Below are 23,749 nucleotides of genomic sequence, written 5' to 3' on the forward strand. Positions count from 1 at the left end.
CCAGCACGCTCGACGCAAGCCCGCGCCCTGCGGAGCCGGTGTGGGCGGGTGCCGAAGACGGGTTCGTGCGGATCGGCCCGGAGTCCGAGGAGGACCTCTACCTCTGCGTCGGGCACATCGCGTTCGACGACAGGAACGCGACCCTCCTGACCGATCTTCTGCCGCCACTCGTGATCGTCCGCGTGGCCGATCCTCATGGCAGACGGCTCGCGCAGCTGATCGATCTCCTGGCCACCGAGGTCGGGGTCGTCGCCGCCGGCGGCCCGCTGGTGCAGAACCACCTCGCACAGATCCTGCTCGTGCACATGCTGCGTGCTCACGCCGGTCAGACAGACCGGCCCACCGGCTGGCTGGGCGCCCTGAACGAGGACGGCATCGGTGCCGCCCTGCGTGCCGTGCACGCGGACGTGGCCCACTCCTGGAGCCTCAAGGAGCTCGCCGAGATCAGCCACATGTCGCGTTCCGCGTTCGCCCAGGCCTTCAAGAGCCACGTCGGGGTCCCGCCGTTGGAATACCTGATCCAATGGCGCATGAGCCTCGCGCGCGACGCCCTCACCCGCGACACTCTGTCGATCTCCGATCTCGTACGGGCCACGGGCTACCTGTCCGAGAGCGCGTTCAGCACCGCGTTCCGCCGCGTGGTCGGCTCATCGCCCGCACAGTTCCGGAACCAGGCACGGCAGCCACCGCGCTCGGCCGCGAACGGAAGCTGAAGGAGGCCTCCTGTGCTCAGCTTTACTCTGTCGGGGATCTTGGAGTTTCGCGGCGCGACAGCATGATCAACGGGCATGCTCGGGTGGTTCCGATAACCGATGCAGCCGTCGAGGTGCCCGTTGTCCCTCCGTCCCCGTTCCGGTGAGCAAGTCCCACCTCTGACCGCGCAGATCGCGCGGGCGAGCAACCCGGATGGCACGACGGCGATATGGGTGCGCGACCGGCTCGATGGGCTGTGGCGCGACGAGGACTTCGCCGACTGGTACCCGCGCGACGGGCGCCCCGGCCTCCCGCCCGCCCAGCCGGCCACCGTCTGCGTGCTGCAGTTCCTGCTGAACCTGTCGGACCGGCAGGCCGCCGAGGCGGTCCACTGCCGCATCGACTCCAAGTACGCCCTGGCCATGGAGCTGGACGACCCCGGCCTCCACCACAGCGTGCCGGCCGACTTCCGTGACCGCCTCACCGAGGACGACCGCGCCGACCGCCTCCTCGACCTCGCGCCGGCCCGTCTCAAGGAGGCCGGGCTGGTGCGTGAGCGCACCACGCGGCGCACCGACTCCACCCACGTCCTGGCCGCGGTCCGCGACCTGACCCGCCTGGAGCTGATCACCGAGACGGTCCGCGCGGCGCTGGAAGAAGTCGCCGGCACCGCCGGTCATCTGCTGGACGATCTGGTCGATGTCAATCCCCTCGGACTGTGGAGATCTTCTGAGCGGCTGGCTCCAAGGTGGAGTTGGCGCGATGGTCGTGCTCGTAGTCGGTCGGACTCCGGTACCCACACACGCTGTGCAGTCGGTGCGTGTGGTAAAAGCCGGTGATCCAGGTCGCGATCCGCAGCCGGGCCTCGGTGCGGGTGGCGAACGTGTGCCGGTGGACGTACTCGACCTCGAGCACGCTGTTGAACGCCTCGCTGACGGCGTTGCCGAAACACGACCCGACACGGCCCATGGACTGCGTGACGCCCAGGCGCCGGCGGGCGCGGCGGAAGCGCCGGGAGTGGTATTCGCTGCCGCGGTCGCTGTGGAAGATCACGCCGCTGACGTCGCCGCCCCGGGTGGCCGCGGCCATATGCGGGGAGGCGACGACGAGGTCGGCGTCGTGCCGCTCGCCCATCGCGTGGCCGAGCAGGCGGCGCGAGAACAGGTCGATGACGGTGGCGAGGTAGAGCTTGCCCTCACCGGTGGTGATCTCTGTCCTGTCGCCGCACCACACCTGGTCCGGAGCGTCCGCGGTGAAGTCCCGCCGCACGAAGTCCGGGGCTGCGGGGCGCTTGCCGGGCCGGGTCGGCCCGCGCCGTCGGCGGATCTTCCGTCCGGCCCGGCCGAGTTCGGCCATCAGCCGGGCCACGGTGTTCACCGAGACGCGCCGGCCCTGGCGGACCAGGACGAGCCAGACCTTCGGAGATCCGTAGGTGCCGCCGGAGTCCTCGAAGACCTGCCGTATCGCGTCAGCCGGCTGCCCCCGCCGGACCTGCCGGGCAGTGGTGGGCTTGTCACGCCACTTGTAGAACCAGGACTCCGACACCCCCAGAACCCGGCAGGCCAGACGGTGCGGGACCTTGTGCCCGGTCCTCTGGTTACCGATGAACGCGGCCACGGCGGCCGGGCCCGTCTCGGTCACTTCACCCAGAGGACCATGCATCGCTTGAGGACATCACGCTCCATCTCCAGCGCGCGTATCCGCTTGTTCTTCTCACTCATCTCCCGCCGCGGCCGCCCCAGCTCGGCGCGCTCTGCCTCGCGCATCCGCCCGCCCGGCACGGGCTCGGCCGGCCGGTCGAACGACGCCGACCCGTTGCGCCGCCACCGCGACACCCAGCTGTGCTGCGTTCCGGAGTGGACACCGAGCTCCTCGGCGACCTCCGGGATCGGCCTGCCCGTCTCGATCACGATGCGTACAGCACCCTCGCGAAACTCAGGCGTGTACGTCCGTTGCTTGGACCCCATGAACCCCAACTTCCCCTGCAATCACGGACTCCACGCTACGAGGGGAAGGACACCCGCCTGTTCACCGGCCCGCGTGGCGGACGCATCTCCACCGCCGTCCTGCGCGACGCCACGCACTGGGACGACGTGGTCACCAAGCTCGGCTACGAGCACCTGCGCCGCCACGACCTCCGGCACACCGGACTGACCTGGTTCGCCGACGCCGGAGTCCAAGTACACGTCCTGCGCAGGATCGCCGGCCACGGATCACTGACCACCACCCAGCGCTACCTGCACCCGGACGTACACAAGATCACCGCCGCCGGGGCGGCGCTCTCCGCCCACCGTTTCGGATTGCTCCGAAACCGGCCCTGACCTGCGACTCTCACGAGTCGGGACGACAGGATTTGAACCTGCGACCCCTTGACCCCCAGTCAAGTGCGCTACCAAGCTGCGCCACGTCCCGATGCGCTCACATGCGGTGAACCGCGTGATCACGCGTTCAGTACTTTACCCCACGGCCCCGGCCGGGCCGAAAGCGGTCCGGGCACGGGACAATCGGAGTATGGGCAGCATGGACAGCACCTCCTGGGACCAGGAGGACAGGTCCGCCTCCGGGCGGGCGGGCGACAGGCGCGACCGGGACGGCGACGGGCGGGCGCGCAGCGCGCGGCCCCGGGACGGGCTGGGGCGACCGCTGCCCTACGGGGCGCGGGGGGTGCCCCGGCAGCCGGAGGGGGTGGTCCGGCCACCGCTGGAGAGCGTCGCCGAGGCACAACGCCTGCTGGACGAGGGGAAGCCGTTCCACGCGCACGAGGTGTTCGAGGACGCCTGGAAGTCGGGGCCCGAGGAGGAACGGGAGCTGTGGCGGGGGCTCGCCCAGCTCGCCGTCGGGCTCACGCACACGGCGCGCGGGAACACAACCGGCGGAGCCCGGCTGCTGCGGCGCGGGGCGGGCTCGGCCGAGGAGTGGGCGGCGGGCGCCGGAGAGTCGTGTCCGTACGGGATCGACCTCGGCGGTGTCGTCGCCTGGGCCAGGGAGCTGGCGGCGGAGGCGGAGCGGGAGGACGGCGTTCCCGTGGACGCCGGGGCGCGGGCGCCGCGGCTGCGGTCGGGCGCCCGGGGGCAGGGCTCGTAGGCGGGAGGTGCCTGGACGGCGGCTCCCGGCAACGGGACCGGGGCGGTGCGTGGAGGCGGAGGGCCCGATGTCAGTGGCGTGCGGCAGACTCGGGGCGTGCGAAGGATTCATGTCATCGGTATCGGTGCGGGCGACCCCGACCAGCTGACCCTGCAGGCGGTCAAGGCGCTGCGCGGCACGGACGTGTTCTTCCTCCTCGACAAGGGGGAGGTGAAGGCGGACCTGACCGGACTCCGCCGGGACATACTCGACGCGCACCTGCCGGAGGGGGCGTACCGCGTCGTCGAGGCGCGCGATCCGGAGCGGGACCGGCGGGCCGGCGGCGCCGACTACTCCGCCGCCGTCGGCGCCTGGCGCAGCGCCCGCGCGGACGTCTACAGCCGGCTGATCGCCGGGGAACTGGGCGAGGACCAGGTCGGCGCGTTCCTGGTGTGGGGCGACCCGTCGCTGTACGACAGTACGCTCGCGATCCTCGAGGAGGTCCTGGCGCGGGGCGAGGTCACCTTCGAGTACGACGTCGTACCGGGGATCAGCAGTGTCTCCGCCCTCGCCGCCCGGCACCGCACGGGGCTCAACAGGGTCGGCCGCCCGGTCCGGATCACCACCGGCAGGCGGCTCGCGGAGGGCTTCCCGCAGGGGGTGGACGACGTGGTCGTGATGCTGGACGCCCACCAGACCTTCCGGCAGTACGCCGACCAGGACATCGACATCTACTGGGGCGCCTACATAGGCACCCCGGACGAGATCCTCGTGTCCGGACCGCTCGCCGAGGCCGCGCCCCGCATCGAAGCGCTGCGCGCCGAGGCCCGCGAGCGCAAGGGCTGGATCATGGACACCTATCTGCTGCGCCGGACCCCCGGGGCCGGTGAGTCCCGGGACAGGTGAGCCCCGGGGCGTCGAAGAGACCCGAGCCGCTTCAGGGCGCCCGCCGTATCGGGCACCGCGTGCACGCCTGCACGCCTGCACACCTTCCGGGAGGGGCGGGCGGCTTACGACCACGGTCGGCGGGCCGAGTTCGCGGGCTGCCGTGACTTCGGCGGAGGGCGCCGGCCCCCACTGTCCTTGGTCACCAGGACGTCGCCGCGGTCGCGGCGGGGGCCGGGAGGGATCGAGGCAGGTAAGGGAACGGGGCAGGCCCGCGAATGTCGGACCTACACCGTGACCAGGACGCGGAAGCCGACGTCGCCCGTGGCCTCGTACGGCCTACGATGACGCCGGCGACTGGAGGAGTCATGGCCGTGGACTTGAGCAGGCGGGCCTACCGGGCCCAGCGGTGGGCCGCGCGGGTGGCCCTGGTCGCCGCCGCGCTCGCGGTGGTGGTCCCGCTCCTCTACGGGGGTCTGCAGGGCCTGGTGCTGCTGCTCTGCGGTGTGGTGGGGCTCGCCCTCAGCGCCGCCGCTCTGTGGTGGATGCTCACGCTGCGGGGGCCGTTGCGCTGGCTGGCCGCGCTGGTGGTTGTGTGTGTGCCCGCGGCCGTCATCGCCCTGTACGCGGTCATCCTGTTCTGGGCTCTCCCGGTGTCGCTGGCGCTGTGGGCGCTGGCCGTGTGGAGCGGGCGGTTCGCGCTGCGCGGGACGGGGAACGAGCGGCAGCGGGAACGGCAGCGGGAACGGCGGATGCCGCTGCCCCGGCGGGCGGTACTCATCATGAATCCGCGGTCGGGCGGCGGCAAAGTGGGCCGCTACCGCCTGCGGGAGAAGGCGGAACGGCTGGGTGCCCGGGTCGTCCTGATCGACCCGGAGAAGGAGAACGACGTGGCGGCGATGGCCCGGGAGGCCGTCGCGGGCGGCGCGGATCTGCTGGGCGCCGCGGGCGGTGACGGCACGCAGGCACTGGTCGCGGCCGTGGCCGCCGAGCACGACATCCCGTTCCTGGTCATCAGCGCCGGGACCCGCAACCACTTCGCCCTGGACCTGGGCCTGGACCGCGGCGATCCGGCGGCCTGCCTCGACGCGCTCACCGACGGGGTGGAGCTGCGCGTCGACCTGGGCTTCGCCGGTGACCAGCCCTTCGTGAACAACGCGTCCTTCGGCGCGTACGCGTCGATCGTGCAGAGTCCGGCGTACCGGGACGACAAGATCGGCACCAGCCTGGAGATGCTGCCCGACCTGCTCACCGGGCAGCAGGGGGCCCGGCTGGTCGCCCGTGTCGGGGACACGACGCTCGACGCGCCGCAGGCCGTACTGGTCAGCAACAACCCCTACCGCACGGACGACCCCTTCGGTCTCGGCCGAAGGGAGCGGCTGGATTCGGGCGTGCTCGGTGTCCTCGGCGTCAAAGTGGAGGGCGCGGTCGACGCCGCCGCGCTGCTGCTGGACCCCTCGCGGGGCCGGCTCACCATCCTGACCGCCCCCGAGGTCCTCATCGAGGGCGACCGCGCGGAAATCGAGGCCGGGGTCGACGGGGAGGCCCTGCTGCTGCCCGCGCCCGTCCGCTGCCGTATCGCGCCCGGCGCGCTCCGCGTCCGCGTCCCGCGCAAACGGCCCGGCGTGGCCCAGGCACCCCCGCGCCTGAACTGGCGGCGGCTGCGCAAACTGGCGGCGACGGTCGGCCGTACGGCGGCTCCGAGCCGGTTCCGGCACCATCCGGAGATCCCTGACGTCCCGGAAGGACAGGGCCCCTTCCTCGGACGGTAGACCCGGTGCGCACAGCAACGGCTCCCGGCTCAGCGCACCAGCAGCTGTACGCCGCCCACCACCGTCGCCGCGATCACCAGCCGCTCGAACAGCCGCTGGTTGATCCGGCTCACGGCCCATTTCCCGAGCAGCGCGCCGGGCACGACGAACAGCACGAGCGCCGCGTCGAGCAGCAGTGATTCCGCGTTGATCAGTCCGAGACCCACACTGAACGGCACCTTGGACGTGTTGACGATCAGGAAGAAGAACGCCGACGTGCCCAGAAAACCCAGCTTCCGGAAGCCGGCGGAGAGCAGGTACATGGACATCACCGGCCCGCCCGCGTTGGCGACCATGGTGGTGAAGCCGCCGAGGACGCCGTACGAGCGTGCCCTGAGCCGGCCGGCCGGGGAGGTGGCCTCCTCGGGTCCGCTCCGTGCGCTCCGTGCGCTCCGTGCGCTCCGTGCGCCGAGTTCTCCCTCGGCGTCAACGGCGGCTTGCGCGGCCCGGTCCGCCGCTCGCCGCCGCCACACCGTCACCGCGGCCATCAGCAGCAGGATCGCCCCGATCGACGTCCCCACGGCCTCGTCGTCCGCCCACATCAGGAAGAAGGTGCCGACGACGACACCGGCCGCGACCGCCGGGAACAGCCGCCACAGGGTGGGCCAGTGGGCGTGCCGCCGGTAGGTGAGGGCGGCGAGCACGTCCCCGGCGATCAGGATGGGCAGCAGTACGCCGGTGGAGGCGCGGGCGGGCAGCACCGCCGCGAAGAGGGCGAGGCTGACCGTGTTGGCCCCGCTGACGGCGGTCTTGGAGAAGCCCACGAGCAGGGCTGCGAAGGCGAGGGCGGCGAATTCCCAGCCGGTGAGGTGCCAGAGCGTCATCATGTCCATTGCGGGGACTGATGGTATGTCCACCTAACGATCGCCGTAAGCGCCGTCTCGCCTGTCGGCACCTCGCACCTCGCACGGCGCTTTCTGCCGCCACCCGCGCACGCCGTGCCGCCGCCCGCACACGCCGTGCCGTGCGGTGCGGTGCGGCCGAGCCTGCCCGGGGCGGGCCCGGGTTTGTGCCGGGGGAACGAGGGCACCCGCGCGTTCGCGGAGCATCCGAGGATCCGAGGATCCGAGAAGGAGCGATACCCCATGACCGTTGTGCGGAGCACCCTGCCCGACGAGGCCCGCCGGGTCACCGGCAAGGCACTCCAGGAGACCCTGGTGGATCTCCTCGGTCTCTCACTGATCGGCAAGCAGGCCCATTGGAACATCGTGGGTCCGAGGTTCCGCTCGGTCCACCTCCAGCTGGACGAAGTGGTCTCGACCGCGCGCACCCAGGCCGACACGGTCGCGGAGCGGGCCGCGGCGCTCGGCGTGCCGCCGGACGGCCGCCCCGAGACCATCGCCAAGGTCTTCGCCCTGCCCGTCCCCGAGGAGGGCTGGCTGCGCGACGCGGACGTCGTGCGGCTGATGGCGGAGGCGCTGGGGGCCGTGATCGTACGGCTGCGCGAGCGCGTCGACGCCACCGAGAAGGCGGACCCGGTCACCCAGGACCTACTGATCTCCGTCACCGCCGAACTGGAGAAGCAGCGCTGGATGTTCGAGGCGGAGAACGCCCCCGCCGAGGCGTGACGGATCCCGGACGCCCCGGACACTCCCCACGTCCCGTTGACATTCCCTCTCCCGCCCCGCCCGCGCCCCGCTCCCCCATTCCCGGGACAACGTGATCACTACGCAGGCACAATGGCCGCGGCGGCCGGATCAGGTCGTGGGGAAGGGCAGGGAGAGGGAGGGGAAGAGACGTGGGGGAGAGCCACACCCCGCCGCGCGTCTCGACGCGGCTGGACACCTCGGTGGCGCACAACGCACGCGTGTGGAACCACTGGATCGGCGGCAAGGACACTTACGAGGTCGACCGGCAGGTCGGCGACCAGGTCGCCTCGATCATCCCCGTCATCCGGGACATCGCCCGCGCGGACCGGGAGTTCCTGGGGCGGGCCGTCACGTACCTGGCCGGTGAGCGTGGTGTGCGGCAGTTCCTCGACATCGGCACCGGGCTGCCCACCGCGGACAACACCCACGAGATCGCCCAGCGGATCGCGCCCGACTCCCGGATCGTCTACGTCGACAACGATCCGATCGTGCTGACGCACGCCCGGACCCTGCTCGCCGGCACCAGGGACGGCGCCACCGACTACATCGAAGCCGATGTGCACGACCCGGACGCCATACTCGAACGGGCCGCCGGAACCCTCGACTTCGACCGCCCGGTCGCGGTGATGATGCTGGGCATCCTCAACTTCGTCCTCGACACCGAGAAGGCGCGCGGAACCGTCCGGCGGATCATGGACACGGTCCCCTCCGGCAGTTTCCTCGCCCTCACCCACCCCACCTACGACGCCGAGGTGGGCGGTGAGGACCAGATCCCCGCGATGGAGTTCTGGAACGAGAGCGCCACTCCCCCGATCACGGCTCGCAGTGCCGAGGACATCGCCGCGTTCCTCGAAGGGCTGAACCCGGTCGAGCCCGGCCTGGTGTCCTGCTCGCAGTGGCGCGCCCAGGCCGGCTCCGCCCGGGGGGTACCGCAGTACGGCGCGGTGGCCGTGAAACCCTGACGCGTCCCGGATCTCCCCTCCCCGTCAGTCCGAACCGTCGAAAGTATGATCAAGCAATGTCTGACACGACCGAAACCACGCCGGGATGGCTGTCCTCCGACGAACTGGAGATGACACGTGCCCGCATGCCGATCCTGTACGTCGAGTCCGTCCCCGTACGTGTCGACGACAGCGGGGAAGTCACCAGCGTAGGCCTGCTGCTGCGCATCGGACCGGACGGCACGGTCAGCCGGACGCTGGTCTCCGGCCGGGTGCTGCACCACGAGCGCATCCGGGACGCGCTGCTGCGCCACCTGGAGAAGGACCTCGGCCCGGTGGCGCTGCCTCGTGTCCCTGCGTCGCTCCAGCCGTTCACGGTCGCCGAGTACTTCCCCACGCACGGGGTCACGCCGTACCACGACCCGCGTCAGCACGCGGTGTCCCTCGCCTACATCGTGCCGGTGACGGGTGACTGCCGGCCCCGGCAGGACGCCCTAGACCTGGTGTGGTTCAGCCCGCAGGAGGCGCTGTCGGAGGCGGTGCAGAGCGAGATGCCGGGCGGCCACGGGGTACTGCTGAGGCAGGCCCTGGCGCACGCGGGCTGCCTGAGCTGACGCGGTGCGGGGTCGCGCATCCGGCGTTCGGCGGGAGTCACGTCCCATGCCGTTTCCGGCCCCGTACCGCGTCACGGCCCGGTCAGAGGGCTCGCCAGATGTTGTCGAAGGCCGCCGTCTCGATGGCCCGCCGTTGCCGCACACCGGCCAGTTCGACGACGGCTTCGTTGACCGCGGCCAGTACGGTCACGGCACGGTCGTTCCCGAGGTCCGCGAAATCGTCGCGGTCGGCGCCGCTGTCGCGGTCCCCGGATCCGTCGATCGGGTCGCCGTCGTCCCTGCCGCCAACGCCCGCGGCGGCGGCGAGCGCGGCGAGAACGGGTTCGTGCGCCGCCCAGCGGTCGTTCGCGTGCCAGCGCGCCGGCGAGTCGGCCAGCGCCGACGGGTCGATGCTCAGCGACGGCTTCCGAGCGCGCCAACGGCCGGCCGCCGAACTCCCCGTCTCCAGCACCGCCAGATACGCGGCGACCAGGTCGCGGCCCCGGCGCCACAGCCAGTCCTCCACCGACTCGTGCGGTTCCCGGCGGACCAGCGAGGACGCGGCCTGCCACAGCAGCCGATCGTCGGTGCCGGACTCCGCGGCCGGCTCCACTGCCTCCCACGGGCCCGGCACAACCCGGTCTCTGTGCAGGTCGGCGACCCCGGCGTCGATGAGGTCGATCAGCTCCGCTCCCGCGAGCGCCAGTGACAGGTCACCCTGCTCGACGGACGGACCGGATCGCGTGTCGATCACGACGACGAGCAGATCCCGCGCTGTGGTCATGAGCGGCTCCACATCGAAAAGGGGCGGCGGTGAACAGTGGCACCGGGATTCAGCGAGTACCCGTTGCCCCCGAAACCACGAAGGCCGCCTCCTCATTCCCGAGAAGGCGGCTTCCGACCTGCGATGAAGCTGGTCGGGACGACAGGATTTGAACCTGCGACCCCTTGACCCCCAGGAGTGCGGGCTACCGGGATTATCTGGATAAACCGGCTATTTCAAGGGCAGATACCGTGCGCTTCGCGGTGTGAAGTTCGGCATCGCGCATGCCGTTTGGTCCCCAACTGGTCCCCAGAACGCAGACCAGGTCCAGCCTCACAGCCGAGCGCGGGCCGATAGCCGCTCGCTCGGCTGTGTCAGCTCCCGGGGCACTGTCAGTGGCCGACGTTACCGTGAGAGATCAGCCAGATCGGCTCGTGGCCTCGGAGGGTGGCAGGCGTGGGTGACGTGGAGTGGCCGAGAGATCCAGGGGCCTACGAACAGGCCGTCGCCGTCCTACTCAGCTGCATGCACCCGCAGCTCCTGCGCGTCGATGGATCAGGCGGCGATGGCGGCAGAGACGCACAGCTCACGGACCCCGACGGGCTCCACGTCTTCGAGATGAAATCCTTCACCGGCCGGATGACAAAGGGGCGCCGGGACAAGGTCGAGAAGTCCTTGGGTCGGGCAGCGCTGCTGAACCCCGTCAGCTGGGACGTCATCGTGCCAATCGACCTCAACCCGACCGAGGAGAAGTGGTTCAGCGGCCTTCAGCAGCGGTTCTCGTTCCCCCTCTCGTGGCGCGGGGCCACCTGGATCAAGGCCCGACTGGCCGAGCACCCGGCTGTGCGCCGGTTCTATTTCGCCGACCATCACGCGGAGCTGGGGCACCTGCCTCAGGAGATCGCCCGGAGCCACATCTCGCCCATTGACACGGCGGCCGACACGGCCGCGCGGCTCCGACAGTTGTGCGACCGCCTGGCCGAGCTGGACCCGCGAGCATCTCCAGCTTGGCGTACAGGTCGATGTTGCGCAGCCCGTGCACGGCCGGATCGATGCGCACCAGCGGGGTGTTACCGATGGCCTCCGTGATGCTGTCGTACCTCATACGGATGTTCCCCCCATAGACGCGATCGGCCAGTAGTCCTCGTCCAGGCACCAGCGCCAGGACTCCGCCTGCCGCTCCACCGCGACCGTTCTGGCGAGCGGCTGCCGTTGTGCGCGGTGTGCGTGGAAGCCCATGGCGTATCCGGCGGTGTTGGCGAAGGCCAGCAGATCGCCCACGCGCGGCAGCCGGGGCAGGTGGACCAGACGGCGGGTGATGAGGTCTGCCTCCAGGCAGAGGTTGCCGGCGAGGAAGACGCCGACCGGTTCCTCGTCGCCCTTCTCCGGCTCGCCGCGCGCGAGCAGCACGGGGTCCACGAGGACGCCGTGCTCTTCGAGGCTCATGTCTCCCGCGTTCATGCCCAGGCGCACCAGGTAGTGCCCGACGTCCGAGTCCGCGGGCCGTACGTCGAGCACCCACGCGAGCGACAGTCCGCACTGGTCGACCAGGGAACGGCCGGGTTCGATGTGGAGGTCGTGGAGGTGCTCCAGCAGGAGGGTGGCGGGTGTCCGGCCCAGAACCGGCGCGGGCAGCGAGAGCAGTTCGTCGAGGTAGCCGGGGCCGGCGGTGGGGCGGTGGCCGGGGTACAGCGCGGCGGCCCCGCGCACCGTCCCTCCCTCGTTGCGCAATCCGTAGCCGTGGCCGCGCCAGGTCAGCGGCGGGCGGCCACCGAGCACCGATTCGCTCAGCGCGGTGGTCCACCGCTCCCACTCACCGGCCTCGGCGACGTAGCCGACGCCGAATCCGCCTCCGATGTCGACGGCACGCGGCGCGAGGCCGCGCGCCCGGCAGTCGTCCATGAACAGCACGCACTGCTCCAGGGCCCGGACCTTCTCCTCCACACCCGTGGTGTCCAGGTGGTAGGCGACGCCGGTCCACTCGACAGCGTCCGTGTGCCGTTCGAGGGCCGCGAGCAACGGCTGGGCGTCCCGCAGCGGGGTGCCGAAGCGGCTGCGCCGGGAGCGCAGCCGGGTGCCCGCTCCACCGTGGCCGGTGGCCGACTCGAACCCGGACAGGCGCACCAGTACGGCGGCCCTGCGCAGGCCGTGCTTGCGCACCAGGCCGGAGAGCAGTTCCAGTTCGCCGGGCGAGTCGAGGTTCACCGTCGCCCCCACACGCGCCGCCGGCCAGAGGAACCCGGCGTCCTTGGGTCCGGTGGCCATGATCCGGTCTCTGGTGAAGCCGCAGCTCAGGGCGTGTTGCAACTCCTCCGGCGAGGCGACGTCGATGCCGACGGCGGCCACGTCCTCCGCCGCCAGTCTCCGTGCCAGGGCGCTGGACCGGTTCGCCTTGTGCGCGAAGTACACACGCCCGGCGAGGTGGTAGCGGTGGTAGACGGCACGGAAGCGCGCCGTGTTCTCGGCGATGACCTCGGGGAGCAGGATGTTGAGGGGGGAGCCGAGCGCGTCGACGAGCGAGTGCAGGAACGGCCGGGCCTCGAGCAGTGAGGCGAGCGGGGGGGCCACGCGCGGCCTCAGATATAAAGGCTCCACGTGGGCCCCTCCCGTGTCTGTCGGACGGCCGCCGCTGCGGCCGTCCCTCGGTAGTAGTCGTTTCCAGCATCACCCGCCGCTACCGAGCCGCGGGCACCGTGCATCCGGACGTACAGGACGACGACGTACTCACGGCACTCAGGATGGCCGAGGCCGCGACCAGGCCCCTGCCCGACTCGCTCAGAAACGAGCGCCAGAGCCGCCGGGTCCGGGCGATGCTGCACCGCACACTCTTCACCGGCCGCTGACGGCCCTGGGGGTGCGGGCGGCGGGCGGCGGGATCAAGCTGGCTTGATCTTGGTGAACCGGGACCCGCCCTCACCCCTCTCCCCCTGTACGGGGACCTCTGCGCGCGCCCAGCCGCGCTCCGGCGAAAGATTCGGCGCGTGTTCCCCGGGCGACACGGCAGAAAGTGCGGCCCGCGCCACGAGAGGCCGGGACATCTCTCTGCATCGCCCTTTTCAGCCACCATTCAGGGCGAAATATTACCTGCCGGGATCCTCCGTCGCCGCCGCGTCGGCAAGTACCGGTCGAACCGGGCAGCAAAACCACAAGCGGTGAAGCCCAAACCCACTCGACGGTCATCCCATACGGACATCGGTCATCCAGAATTAGCCATCCGGCACAATTGCCGAGGTTACCGAGGAGCCCTCGCCCCTCTATCACACGCGCGCGTGAACAGTCGAAGTGAAACCTTTTACCGCAGTCCAGCGACGCGAAACAACAGGCACACGGACGGCCGCCTTCCTCTGCCCCTTACCGCATCCTTACGCGCCAGGTGCGCTCATTCGGATGCCACAGCAAGCAGACAACTACAGGCGCGCAAACGGTCCCGCAAGGAGGCGATGCCGTTGAAGGCCCAACTATTCCCGCAAGGGATACCGGCGAAAGGCCGCACCCGGGGAACAGACCGGCATGGCGGGCAGAACGCAGAAACCCGCCGGGCCGTGGTGTCCTTTCCCACGGTCCGGCGGGTTCCTGCGGTGGCGGCCCTCGGCGGGCGGAGCCGTTGGCGGCCGGCTCTGCCCGCGGTGCTACTTGACGAAGTCCTCGACGACCTTCGGCGGCCAGGTCCCGACGTTGAGGACGCCCATGGAGTAGGCGCGGGAGACCAGGGCGGCCCGGTTCGGCACCCGCAGCTTCCGGAGCAGACCGGTCACGTGGTACTCGACGCCCTGTCGGCTCAGGTAGAGCCTGGAAGCCAGCGGGATGGTGGACTGACCTGCGGCTATGCCTTCGAGGATGCGCGCGTCGATCTCGGAGAGGATCTTCTTGCGATGGGTCACGACGCCTGCGTCCTGCGAGTCGTCCGAGGAGCGCATGAGCACCAGGATCGCTGCCACATCGGGGGTGTCCCCGCTCACGGCCGCGGCAGTGAGCGTTCCGGCGAAGGCGGAGTCCTCCGACCCCACGGCCACCACGTGCGAGGCGAACCGCTGGCGCTTGCCCTCTACCAGTCGGGAGAACTGACGCATCAGCGGCTGCTGGACGCTGGGGTGCACCAGGTCCCGGAAGTTCCGGCCGCAGACGTCGGCCGAGGAGTCGCCGAACCGCCGGAAGAACTCCTCGTTCGCCTGCTGGACGGTCAACATCGGGTCGAGCGAAGCCATGCACAGCCCCGACTGGTCGAACCGCTGGGCGTGCGCATATCCGTTCTGGCCGGATTCGAGTTCACTTATGACGCTCTGTGCCGAATCTGCGGGTAAAGCAATCGCCATGGGGCCGCCATCCTTTCAGGTCCCCCGATTCACTGGGAATATTGAGCATTTTCGCGCGAGTAGGATAAGACCGCCGGTCGAGCCTCATGCACCCTCATCGACGATTATCCATTACTGAATGGAGAGTAGGTAGTGGCATGGTTACACGTCAACAAGAACCCTGTTCGCACGGCTAAACCTGTGGTCCGAACCATGGATGGTTCGGTGCGTCGGCACGGGAAGTGCCCGAGGGGCCGATCGGGGCGGATTGTCGACTTTCACTCAATTCCGTCCGACTTGAGGTTCCCTTGAGGTTAGCGGCGATGCAGCGGGCGCGATCGATCGAAACAGTTACCGCGACGTTCCGTAGCACGCCGTTAACCTCGAAGTTTCGTGACGGTCCACCGACTCCGTCGGTGGACCGTCACGAAACTTCGAGGTTAACGGTCAAAGCCTACGCGGGAAGGGCGTCCGCCAGCTCGTGGCGGCCCGAGATGCCGAGCTTCCGATAGGAATTCGTCAGATGTTTCTCAACGGCCCGTGAACTCACTCCGAATTCATCCGCAATTTCCTGGTTGGTGAACCCGCGGCTCACCAGCGTGATCACCTTGCGCTCGCTGCGGGTGAGGATCGCCGTCCGCGGCTCCGCGGGCGCGCCCAGGCCGTGCTCGGCCCGCTCGACCAGCCATGGCGCGCCGCAGGCCGCCGCGAGGGTGCCGGCCTCGCGCAGCACGGCCTCCGCCTCGGCGCCACTGCCCAGTTGCCGGCCCAACAGCACCAGGGTCCTGGCGAGTTCCAGCTCGAAGGACGAATCGCGCAGTACGGTGACCGCTTCACGCAGCAGGGGGACGCCTTGTGCGCCCTGGAGCCGGCCCTTCAGCCGCAGGGCGCGCACCAGCGCCGCGGGCGCTCCCCACGCCCTGGCCCAGACGAGCTCCTCATCGGCGAGCCGCAGGGCGGAAGAGGAGTCACCGACGCGCTGGTAGAGACCGATGGCCTGCGGACGCCACGGGAAGAGCGCCGAGTTCCGCCATCCCGATGCACCCAGTTGCCGGCCGCACGTCAGCAGGCTCTCCAGGGCCTGCGCCCGCAGTCCCCGCTGGGCGTCCACCGACGCCTGCAGAATCCGCAGCGAGGCGGTCAGGGCCAGACCTGCCAGCCTGCGCCGCCCGGCCCTGGCCAGGACCTGCTCGCTGAGTGCCGGGTCCCGCAGTTCGAGCACCACGGAGGACAGGATCATCGTGGACACCTCGCGCCAGTCCGCGTCGGCCATCGCCAGGGCGCGCTCGACGTACTCACGGGCCAGGGTGGGTTTGCTCTGGGAGACCAGGACGAACGCCCGCTCCGCGAAGAGAAGCACCGCGTCGGCGCCGGCTGTGTTCTGCCGCCGGTTCTGGTGCTCGGACGACAGCCAGGAGGACACGACGTCCACCGACTCGGCGGCGAACAAGGTGGCCACCACCAGGGGAAGCACCGTGTGCGCGCGGCCCGGTACGGCCGGCTCGCGCTCCAGGATCCGGCCGGCCGCGCGGGCCGCGTCGGCCGCGGGCAGACGGCCGGTGAGCGTTCCGGAGAAGAGCAGTACGGCCAGCAGTTCACGTTCGGCCGCGGAATCCAGCGCGGGCTCGTCCCCCAGCCCGCGCAGCCGCTCCATGGCCGAGGCCAGCTCGCCCGGGTTCTCGTGCCCGTAGTGCCGCAGCCTGGCCTCCAGGCGCAGTCCCAGCTCACGCGCGGGGCCGTCCCGTTCGGCGGGCGGGCCCAGCCCTTCGGAGGCACTGAGCAGCAGTTCGGGGCAGGAGGAGTGCGCCGCACCGAGCAGGGGCGGCGGTATCCGCAGGACTGCGGCGGCCCGGTCTTCCGGCGTCGTCAGCAGCGGTACGGCCTGCACGATGTGGCGGCGGCATGCCTCGTGGTCGAAGAGGCCCTCCGCGATGGCCAGTTCGACCAGCAGCCTGGCCCGGGTCTCGCCCTGGTCACGGTGGCTGAGCAGCACGCGGCGCAGATAGCGGGCGGCGCGCTCCGGCTCACCCTGCCGTATCGCGTATTCCGCCGCGGCCCGCAGCACCGTCGCCGCCCAGGGGCGGACGGTGCCGGTGACGGCCATCAGGTGGTCGGCGACCTGCTCCGCGGGGCGGCCGTTGGTGTACAGCAGGTCCGCGGCGGCGGCGTGCCTGCGCTCGCGTTCGGCCACCGACAGGGTGGACTCCACGGCGTCCTGTACGACACGGTGGATGAAGCGGGGCTGGAGTGTGTCGGCGAGCAGCCCCGCCTCGCGCAGCGCGCGCCGCGCAGCGCCGAACCCGGGCGCGTCCAGTCCGGCGAGCTTCCTGATGAGCGCGGGATCTCCGTGGCCGCCGAAGGCCGCGATCGCCACCGCCACGTCGCGTACCGCCCGTGGCCGGGTCCGCAGATGGCTCGCCAGCCGCTCCCGGAGCCCCGCGGGCCGCAACGTCCGCACCCGCTCGGCGTGTTCGGCGGTCGGGGGGTGACCCTGTGCTTCCATGCCCAGCAGAAGCGAGGTCAGGAACAGCGGGTTGCCGCGGCTCACTTCATGACAGGCGCGTACGTACTCCTCGTGTCCGGCGGCGTCGCACCGTTCGCGGATCATGGCCCGCGTCGCGTCGGGCGACAGCGGCGCGAGGCGCAGTGTCTCCGTGGCGGCGGAGGCGATCCGCGGTACCAGGGCATGACCGGTTCCCCCGTCGCCGTCCCGCAGCGTACAGACGAGCACCACCCGAAGTCCCCGCAGCCATCCGGCCACGTCGGCGAGCCAGCGCAAGGAGGGGAGGTCCACCCACTGGAGGTCGTCGACGAGGATCAGCAGCGGGGCGTTCTCGCTGGCGTCGGCCAGCAGGGAGCGCAGGCCGTGCAGGCATTCCTCGAACACGGCCTCGGACGGCGGGTGAACCGTCGGCGGGTCGTCGGCGCCGAGCATCAGCCGGATCGCGCGGTCGGACCGCTGCGCCCACCGGTTGCGTTCCGTCTCCGTCGCGCCGGACAGCAGGCTGTCGAGCAGCTGTCGCACCACGCCGAAGACGAAGTCCCGCTCCATCGGCGCGGCGTTCGCCCGCAGTACGCGTACGTCCGCGGTGCAGACGGCGCGGGGCAGTTCACGCAACAGTGCGGTTCTGCCGATGCCGAGTGGTCCCGACAGCAGGATCACGGAGGAGTCGCCCTCTCGGGCGGCACTCAACGCGGCCGCCAGTCGGCCCAGTTCCCTCTCCCGCTCAAGAAGCATCTCTCGGCCGATCTCTCATCTTCCCTACCGCGAGGCTCAGTTCCCGGCGCCCGGCGGTACGGAGCTTTCGGCGGGCAGCGCCCCGTCGCGGCCGCGGGGTGCGGCCGCCCTCGAAGAGCGGATCGGCGACCTCGCGGTTCCCGTGTCCTCGCCCCGTGCGGACCGCGGTGTGCTGTCCCGCGGCCGGGAGCGCGCGCTCCCGCGGAGGCACGGTGGCGCCCACCGGCCGTGGGCAGGCCGGCGTCAGTGGCCCGAACCGAGACGTCCGCGCGGTGTGCGGGCAGCCTCCGCGGACCTCTCTCGTCCACTTAGGCAACGATGTCATGAGTCGACCGACCATGCGGCCGACCTATCCACTCGCGGTCCCGCGAGCCTGGGCGGAGAGCGGACGCGGCCCGGCAGGGCAGACGTACTGGACGGTCATGAGAAGCAGGGCGTCTCGCGCACGGCTCGGCCGCACACGCTGCCGGCCGGGCGCGTTCACGCCGTCCCGGCGGTCGTCCGGTCCGCATGCGGGCTCCAGGGATCACACCGTCGGATACTCGTTTGTCCGGCCAGTCACACGTACCGCCCCGCCTGTTCGCTTCAGCGTCGCCAACGTGATTCGGATGTCCGGCCGGGGCGCTGCCCGTCGGGGATGTCCGGTGTGCGCAGAGCGGAACCGAGTTCGGTCCGCCCGCTGACCCCCAGCTTGCGGTATACGCCGGTCAGATGCGTTTCGATGGTACGTACCGTGACGAACAGGGCATCCGCGATCGCACGATTGCTGGCCCCGGCCGCGGCGAGGCCCGCCACCCTGCGTTCCATACCGGTCAGCATGTCGAGGCTCGAGGCGCTCATCTTCCGCATCCTGCCGCCCGCGGTGACCAGTAACCTGCGGGCGGACCCGCCGAGCGCCAGTGCCCCGCAGCGCTGTGCGAGGTCGGTGGCGGTGCGCAGATGCTCTCGGGCGCCGCGCTGGTCGCCCGTCTTCAGCAGGGCGCGGCCGAGTATGAACTCGGCTTTGGCGTGCTCCGCCCTGGCAGGCGAGTCCGCCAGGGCGGCGACCGCTTCGGTGAGGGTCTCGATGCCCGTACCACCGGGGGCGATCACCCCGCGGGCGAGCGCGGCGAGTCCGAGCGCGCGGGGCGTACCCCAGCGCTGGGCCAGCTCGGTGCCGTACGCGACCATGTCCCTGGCTTCGTCCCCCCGGTTCATCACCGCGAGCAGGCAGGCCGCCTCGGACCACCAGGGTGCGAAGACCGGATTGCTGAACCGGGATTCCTCGAGGGACCGGCCGCACTCGAGATACAGGCCGAGGGACGCCTCCCAGTCACCGAGCGACCATCGGGCCCGGGCCCGCGCCATGAGACTCAGGTGGTACTGGAGGACGTACCGCTCCAGACCGGCACGTTTGATGCCGCGGAACACCGCCTCGGCCTGTTCGGCCTCACCGCGCTCGACCAGCAGGGACGCGAAGGTGATCTGCGGCAGCGCGCTGCCGCTCCCCCACCGCTCCGCCCCGATGATCTCGACCGCGGTCTGCGCGTCGGCCAGCGCGTCCGGGAACGCGCCCGCGCCGTGCAGCACCAGAGCGCGGGTGGACAGGACGAGCACGAAGGTCCAGACGGCGACGTTGTCCTGGCTGCGCTCCAGCGTGCGGTCCAGCGCGCCCAGCGCCCCGGTGACCTCGTCGGCGAGGCTGAGGGCGAAGGAGGAGGCCAGCGACGACCAGGTCTCCAGCTCGCCCCCGGGCGGAGTGAGCGCACGGCGGGCCTGTTCGACCGTCTGCTCCGCCGAGCGGCCGTCCATCGCGGACAGCACCATCATCATCGCGAGCATCTGCCGCTGGGCAGGCGTGTCTCCGGGGGGCGCGGTCAGCAGCGCGGCCCGGTCCAGAGTCGCTGCGACCGTCGATTTCTCGTCCGACCCGACGATCAGCAGAGTCGACTCGACGAGTGTGTGCAGCTCACGGTCGGACGGGTCCGGGCGGGGCCCCAGTTCGGCCTCCAGCTCCGCCAGGACCGCCTCGAGGACCTGTATGCCTTCGGGCGACCGCTGGACGGCCAGGCAGACCATGCCGTACCGCACGGCGGCCATGGCCCTGGTCCGTACGTCGGCGGCCAGTCCCAGCGCCTCTTCCAGCACCAGGATGGCGTCCGCCGGATTGGGCTCCGCGAGCGACGCCGCCATCTGGATGCGCAGCGGCACACTGTCCGGTTCCGCCTCCAGCGCCCGGCGCAGATAGCGCACCGCGGACTCGGGAGCGCCGCGCCCCTCGGCCTGGGTGGCAGCCTCACGCAGCACCGCCGGCATCCAGGGCTGCGTCACGGCGGGAAGCAGCATCAGCCGGCCCGCCACTTCCTCGGCGGGCCGGCCCGCGTCGCTCAAGAGCAGGGCGGCTCTGGTGCGCAGCGCGGCCAGCGCCTCGGCGCCGACGGGTTCGAGCGCGGCCGAGCGGACCACGTCGTGCACCAGGTCCGCGCGGTCCGCGGCCAGCACTTCGGCGCGCCGCAGCGCGACGACGCCTTCCGCGACGAGCGCGGGGGGCACCTCGGCGAGCATGCCGACCAGTTCGGGGGTCTCCTCGCCCAGGACCGCGATCGCCCTGGCCACCTCACGCACCCACAGGGGCTGGCTGTCCAGCAGTGCGATCACGGAGGACGCGATCACGGAGCCGCCCACCTCGGCGACCCTGCGCACGCCTTCCCTGTCCGGCTGTACGCCCTCGGCGCGCAGCTCGCCCAGGAGCCGGCTGAGCGTGAGGGGGTTGCCGCCCGAGACGGCGGCGGCGCGCTCGACGAATACCGGATCGGCCGGCGTCCGGAAGATCTGCCGGGCCATCTCCCCGACGGCGGACCGGCTGAGCGGCGCCAGCCTCATCACGGTGGGACGGCGCTGCGCCGCGATGTCGGCCAGCGCGGAGGGGGCGACCGGTTCGGCGTCACTGCGGTGGGCGAGCACCACCAGCAGCGGAAGTTCCTCCGCACGCCGCAGCAGGAAGTCCACCCAGCCCAGGGAGCGTTCGTCGCACCAGTGCACGTCGTCGAGCACGAGCACGAGCGGGCGGTCGACCATCAGGTTGGCCGCGAGCCAGTACAGCCCGTGCAGCACCGGGTAGGCGGCGGAGGCGCTCGGGTTCTCCCGGTCGAACTGTCCGGACATGAGCGCGGGCAGAGCGCGGCGGGCGGGTCCGCGCAGCAGAGGGGAGTGCCCGGCGCCCGCACCGTTCAGTCCCAGCGAACCGAACAGCTCACGCACGCCGCCGTATCCCGCCTCCCCGACGACTTCCCCGCAGGAGCCTTGCAGCACGGTCATGTCGCGGCAGGCTTCGCTCTTGAGGAACGCCTGGAGCAGGCTGGTCTTCCCGATGCCCGCGGGACCGGACAGGATGACCAGCCCCGCGCGCCCGGAGCGCGCGGCCTCGGCCTGCCGGGCCAGTACCCGCAGCTCATGGCTGCGGCCGACCAGGGTGCTGGACAAACCGGAGAGGTCGGCCTGATCCAGCATCGAGGTCTCCTCGCATCTCGGGGAACGCAATAGACCGGTGACTCGTCGACGCATTCCGCCATCCCGCAAAAGCAGTTGAAATGATCAACGGGCGTGAGATTACGTGATCACAAAAACCCGTACAATAAAGCGCACGAGCGCGCCCGGAATGCGGCGGTCGCCTGGCGCAAACTTGATCAAGCACCGTTGTCCGCCGACCGCCGTCGCGTCGTGAAGGAGCCGTTTTCAGGCGCGCCGGAGTGCCGCCGCCGGTGCGCGCGACGCTTCCCGGACCCCGGACACGACACCCGGCCGGCCCGGCGAGAGAGCCACGGGACGACCAGGCGCAACGGGGTGGCCGGGCGACAGGGCGTCCGCACGGAGCTCGATGGGCACAACGGGCGTGGGCATGAGCGTAGGCATGGTCCTGCACCTGGTCACGGGCACGACGGACGTCACGCCTTTCCCCCGGTGACCGTCACCCAGGGGGAATCAGCCACCGGCGGCACCCGTCACACCGCGCCCCGGTCAGTCCGAGGACCGGCCGCTCACGCGCCACTCACGTCCCGGCGGACAGGTGCTTGCGCAACAGCGCGATCACCGCCGGAGCCTGCGCGCTCAGGTAGAAGTGCCCGCCGGGGAAGACCTGCAGGTCGAAGGCGCCCGTGGTGTGGCGGCTCCAGTCCTGCGCCTCGTCCAGCGTGGTTTTCGGATCGTTGTCGCCGGTCAGCGCCGAGATCGGAACGCGCACCGTACTGTCCGGATCACAGCGGTAGGTCTCGATGGCCTGGTAGTCGCTGCGGATCGCGGGGAGGATCATCCGCAGAATCTCCTCGTCACCGAGCAGCGCGGTGTTCGTACCGGACAGCAGCTTCAGCTCCGAGACGATGCCGTCGTCGCTGAGCGTGTGCACGTTCTCGTCGCGGTGGCGGGACGGCGCGCGCCGTCCCGAGGCGAACAGATGGGAGAGTTCACCGCCGTCGGCCTCGAATCGCCGCGCGACCTCGAATGCGATCGTCGCGCCCATGCTGTGCCCGAAGAACGTGGTGGGCCGGGCCCGGAGCTGCTTGCGCAACGCCTCGTAGACCTGGTCGGCCAGGACTCCCAGATCGCCGGGGCTGGTCTCTTTGCGCCGGTCCTGACGGCCGGGGTACTGGACCGCAAACACTTCGGCCACGGAGGCCAGCTGCGCGGAGACCGGGAAGTAGAAAGACGCCGAGCCACCCGCGTGGGGGAAACAGAAGAGCTGTTCCGAGCTGTCCGGTGCTGGATGGAAGCACCGTGCCCAGAGGCTCTCCTCGGTGGACATCGTCATCGACTTGCATCCTCCTAGGAGTGGGCCGGGCGCACTGAACCGCACAGCGGTCCGGATGGCCGGGCCGATGTCACGTGAGCATGCCGGGACGTGGGCCACCGCGAGCGCCTTGCCCTCGCCGACGCGACCGAACGTCCCATGCGGTACTCCTGCCGAACAGAGCGGACGGACGACTGACGTCGCCCGTCTCACCGACCGCTACTGCCGGCCCGATGGCCGACGCCCCCCATTCCACTAGGCAGGACAGTGGGAAATTCCCTAGTCTCTGCGCGGACATCGGTGAGGAACCCACTCGTCAGTGCACGAACCGCCTGCGGGATCCCGGCCGGCGGGGGGCTCCGGGAGAGGTGTCCTACCCCTTCCGGAGCCCCCCGTCCTTCAGGACAGTCCGAGCTCGTCGTCGAGGAGGGCGAACACGTCGTCGTCCGACGCTGCCTCCAGATCGAGCTCGCCGGAGTCCTTCGCAGGCTCCTGCCGCAGGTCGGCCCACTTCGTCCGCAGCACCTCGATGCGTCCGGCGACGTGCTTGAACTCCTGCGCGTCGACCGTCATCTCCGTGATCGCCTTCTCCAGACGGTCCAGGACGGCAAGCACCGATCCGGCGCCGCCGACCTCCTCCGTCACGAGTCGGGACCGCAGATGATCCACGACAGCGGTGGGGGTGGGGTAGTCGAACAGCAGGGTGGCCGGCAGGCGCAGCCCGGTGGCCGCGTTCAGCCGGTTCCTGAACTCCACCGCCGTCAGGGAGTCGAAGCCCAGTTCCTGGAACCGCCGCGTGGTCCCTACCGCCGAGCCGTCGGTGTGTCCGAGGACCGCGGCGGCCTGATCACGGACCAGCGCCAGAAGAACGTCACGGCGTTCCTCCTCCGGCATTCCGGCCAGCCGCTGTCCGAGCGACTCGGCCGACTGCGGAGCGGCGGTCGCCGTGCGCCGGGAGGGTGTACGGATCAGACCGCGAAGCAGAGCCGGTACCTCGCCCTGCGCCCTGAGGGCGGCCAGGTCCAGCCGTACGGGCAGCACCAGCGCCCGCGGTCCGGCGAGTGCCGTGTCGAACAGGGCGAGGCCCTGCTCGACGGAGAGCGGCGGCATTCCCGAACG

At 70.9% G+C, this 23,749-nt stretch carries 19 protein-coding genes, 1 tRNA gene and 2 pseudogenes; 11 read left to right on the forward strand and 11 right to left on the reverse strand.

Translation table 11 applies throughout. The annotated features are described in order from the left end of the window. The coding region (locus ACFPZI_RS32255; RefSeq protein WP_381370719.1) for a helix-turn-helix transcriptional regulator at positions 1 to 713 on the forward strand (713 nt) is incomplete at its 5' end. A gap of 99 nt (positions 714 to 812) precedes the next feature. Next, positions 813 to 1,112: pseudogene (locus ACFPZI_RS32260) on the forward strand (transposase); the annotation flags it as partial. Positions 1,113 to 1,395: 283 nt separating this feature from the next. Here the strand turns inward: ACFPZI_RS32260 and ACFPZI_RS32265 are convergent. Beyond that, positions 1,396 to 2,334: an IS3 family transposase gene (locus ACFPZI_RS32265; protein WP_381370721.1), complete on the reverse strand. Its 939-nt coding sequence runs from the start codon at positions 2,332 to 2,334 to the stop codon at positions 1,396 to 1,398. Further along, on the reverse strand, positions 2,331 to 2,603 hold the full coding sequence (locus ACFPZI_RS32270) for a transposase (protein ID WP_381370723.1): 273 nt from the start codon (positions 2,601 to 2,603) through the stop codon (positions 2,331 to 2,333). The genes ACFPZI_RS32265 and ACFPZI_RS32270 overlap by 4 nt, the downstream gene beginning before the upstream one ends. 105 nt (positions 2,604 to 2,708) lie before the next feature. Between ACFPZI_RS32270 and ACFPZI_RS32275 the strand changes: the two are divergent. Next, positions 2,709 to 3,014: pseudogene (locus ACFPZI_RS32275) on the forward strand (tyrosine-type recombinase/integrase); the annotation flags it as partial. Positions 3,015 to 3,031: 17 nt separating this feature from the next. On the opposite strand, the gene ACFPZI_RS32280 reads toward ACFPZI_RS32275, so the two are convergent. Beyond that, a tRNA-Pro gene (locus tag ACFPZI_RS32280) sits at positions 3,032 to 3,105 on the reverse strand. A 108-nt stretch (positions 3,106 to 3,213) separates the two neighbouring features. Here ACFPZI_RS32280 and ACFPZI_RS32285 point away from each other — a divergent pair. The 3 genes from ACFPZI_RS32285 (at position 3,214) to ACFPZI_RS32295 (ending at position 6,413) form a co-directional block, all read left to right on the forward strand. Then, on the forward strand, positions 3,214 to 3,777 hold the full coding sequence (locus ACFPZI_RS32285; RefSeq protein ID WP_381370725.1) for a DUF309 domain-containing protein: 564 nt from the start codon (positions 3,214 to 3,216) through the stop codon (positions 3,775 to 3,777). Between the two features lie 96 nt (positions 3,778 to 3,873). After that, entirely contained in the window at positions 3,874 to 4,662 is a 789-nt protein-coding gene (gene cobF, locus ACFPZI_RS32290) for a precorrin-6A synthase (deacetylating) (RefSeq protein ID WP_381370727.1), read from the forward strand. 347 nt (positions 4,663 to 5,009) lie between these two features. Next, the gene (locus ACFPZI_RS32295; protein ID WP_381370729.1) at positions 5,010 to 6,413 is read left to right on the forward strand and encodes a diacylglycerol/lipid kinase family protein; all 1,404 of its coding nucleotides are present in this window, start codon (positions 5,010 to 5,012) and stop codon (positions 6,411 to 6,413) included. A 29-nt stretch (positions 6,414 to 6,442) separates the two neighbouring features. Here ACFPZI_RS32295 and ACFPZI_RS32300 read toward each other — a convergent pair whose 3' ends face one another. Then, complete coding sequence (locus ACFPZI_RS32300; protein WP_381370731.1) at positions 6,443 to 7,285, reverse strand: sulfite exporter TauE/SafE family protein; 843 nt, start codon at positions 7,283 to 7,285, stop codon at positions 6,443 to 6,445. A 252-nt stretch (positions 7,286 to 7,537) separates the two neighbouring features. On the opposite strand from ACFPZI_RS32300, the gene ACFPZI_RS32305 reads away from it, so the two are divergent. From ACFPZI_RS32305 to ACFPZI_RS32315, 3 genes are all read left to right on the forward strand, one after another. Beyond that, positions 7,538 to 8,020: a Dps family protein gene (locus ACFPZI_RS32305; RefSeq protein WP_381370732.1), complete on the forward strand. Its 483-nt coding sequence runs from the start codon at positions 7,538 to 7,540 to the stop codon at positions 8,018 to 8,020. Between the two features lie 170 nt (positions 8,021 to 8,190). Further along, on the forward strand, positions 8,191 to 9,003 hold the full coding sequence (locus tag ACFPZI_RS32310) for an SAM-dependent methyltransferase (protein ID WP_381370733.1): 813 nt from the start codon (positions 8,191 to 8,193) through the stop codon (positions 9,001 to 9,003). A gap of 56 nt (positions 9,004 to 9,059) precedes the next feature. Continuing rightward, entirely contained in the window at positions 9,060 to 9,596 is a 537-nt protein-coding gene (locus ACFPZI_RS32315; RefSeq protein ID WP_055570771.1) for an NUDIX hydrolase family protein, read from the forward strand. 82 nt (positions 9,597 to 9,678) lie between these two features. Here ACFPZI_RS32315 and ACFPZI_RS32320 read toward each other — a convergent pair whose 3' ends face one another. Beyond that, positions 9,679 to 10,359, reverse strand: a complete 681-nt coding sequence (locus tag ACFPZI_RS32320; protein WP_381370734.1) for a GPP34 family phosphoprotein — start codon at positions 10,357 to 10,359, stop codon at positions 9,679 to 9,681. 504 nt (positions 10,360 to 10,863) lie between these two features. Here ACFPZI_RS32320 and ACFPZI_RS32325 point away from each other — a divergent pair. Further along, positions 10,864 to 11,427 (forward strand): hypothetical protein, encoded by a 564-nt coding sequence (locus ACFPZI_RS32325; RefSeq protein ID WP_381370742.1) that lies wholly within the window; start codon positions 10,864 to 10,866, stop codon positions 11,425 to 11,427. A 12-nt stretch (positions 11,428 to 11,439) separates the two neighbouring features. On the opposite strand, the gene ACFPZI_RS32330 is transcribed toward ACFPZI_RS32325, so the two are convergent. Further along, positions 11,440 to 12,906 (reverse strand): type III PLP-dependent enzyme domain-containing protein, encoded by a 1,467-nt coding sequence (locus ACFPZI_RS32330; RefSeq protein ID WP_381370735.1) that lies wholly within the window; start codon positions 12,904 to 12,906, stop codon positions 11,440 to 11,442. Between the two features lie 125 nt (positions 12,907 to 13,031). On the opposite strand from ACFPZI_RS32330, the gene ACFPZI_RS32335 reads away from it, so the two are divergent. Beyond that, positions 13,032 to 13,181: a hypothetical protein gene (locus tag ACFPZI_RS32335; protein WP_381370736.1), complete on the forward strand. Its 150-nt coding sequence runs from the start codon at positions 13,032 to 13,034 to the stop codon at positions 13,179 to 13,181. A gap of 786 nt (positions 13,182 to 13,967) precedes the next feature. Here ACFPZI_RS32335 and ACFPZI_RS32340 read toward each other — a convergent pair. From ACFPZI_RS32340 to ACFPZI_RS32360, 5 genes are all read right to left on the reverse strand, one after another. Next, entirely contained in the window at positions 13,968 to 14,543 is a 576-nt protein-coding gene (locus ACFPZI_RS32340) for a helix-turn-helix transcriptional regulator (RefSeq protein WP_381370741.1), read from the reverse strand. Between the two features lie 541 nt (positions 14,544 to 15,084). Then, on the reverse strand, positions 15,085 to 17,868 hold the full coding sequence (locus ACFPZI_RS32345) for a helix-turn-helix transcriptional regulator (RefSeq protein WP_381370737.1): 2,784 nt from the start codon (positions 17,866 to 17,868) through the stop codon (positions 15,085 to 15,087). Positions 17,869 to 18,453: 585 nt separating this feature from the next. After that, on the reverse strand, positions 18,454 to 21,357 hold the full coding sequence (locus ACFPZI_RS32350) for a helix-turn-helix transcriptional regulator (RefSeq protein ID WP_381370738.1): 2,904 nt from the start codon (positions 21,355 to 21,357) through the stop codon (positions 18,454 to 18,456). A gap of 538 nt (positions 21,358 to 21,895) precedes the next feature. Beyond that, positions 21,896 to 22,651 (reverse strand): thioesterase II family protein, encoded by a 756-nt coding sequence (locus ACFPZI_RS32355; protein WP_381370739.1) that lies wholly within the window; start codon positions 22,649 to 22,651, stop codon positions 21,896 to 21,898. A gap of 378 nt (positions 22,652 to 23,029) precedes the next feature. Further along, positions 23,030 to 23,749: phosphopantetheine-binding protein (locus ACFPZI_RS32360; protein ID WP_381370740.1), on the reverse strand; the 720-nt coding region annotated here is incomplete at its 5' end.

It is taken from the genome of Streptomyces chlorus, assembly GCF_042655885.1.
Lineage (GTDB): Bacteria > Actinomycetota > Actinomycetes > Streptomycetales > Streptomycetaceae > Streptomyces > Streptomyces chlorus.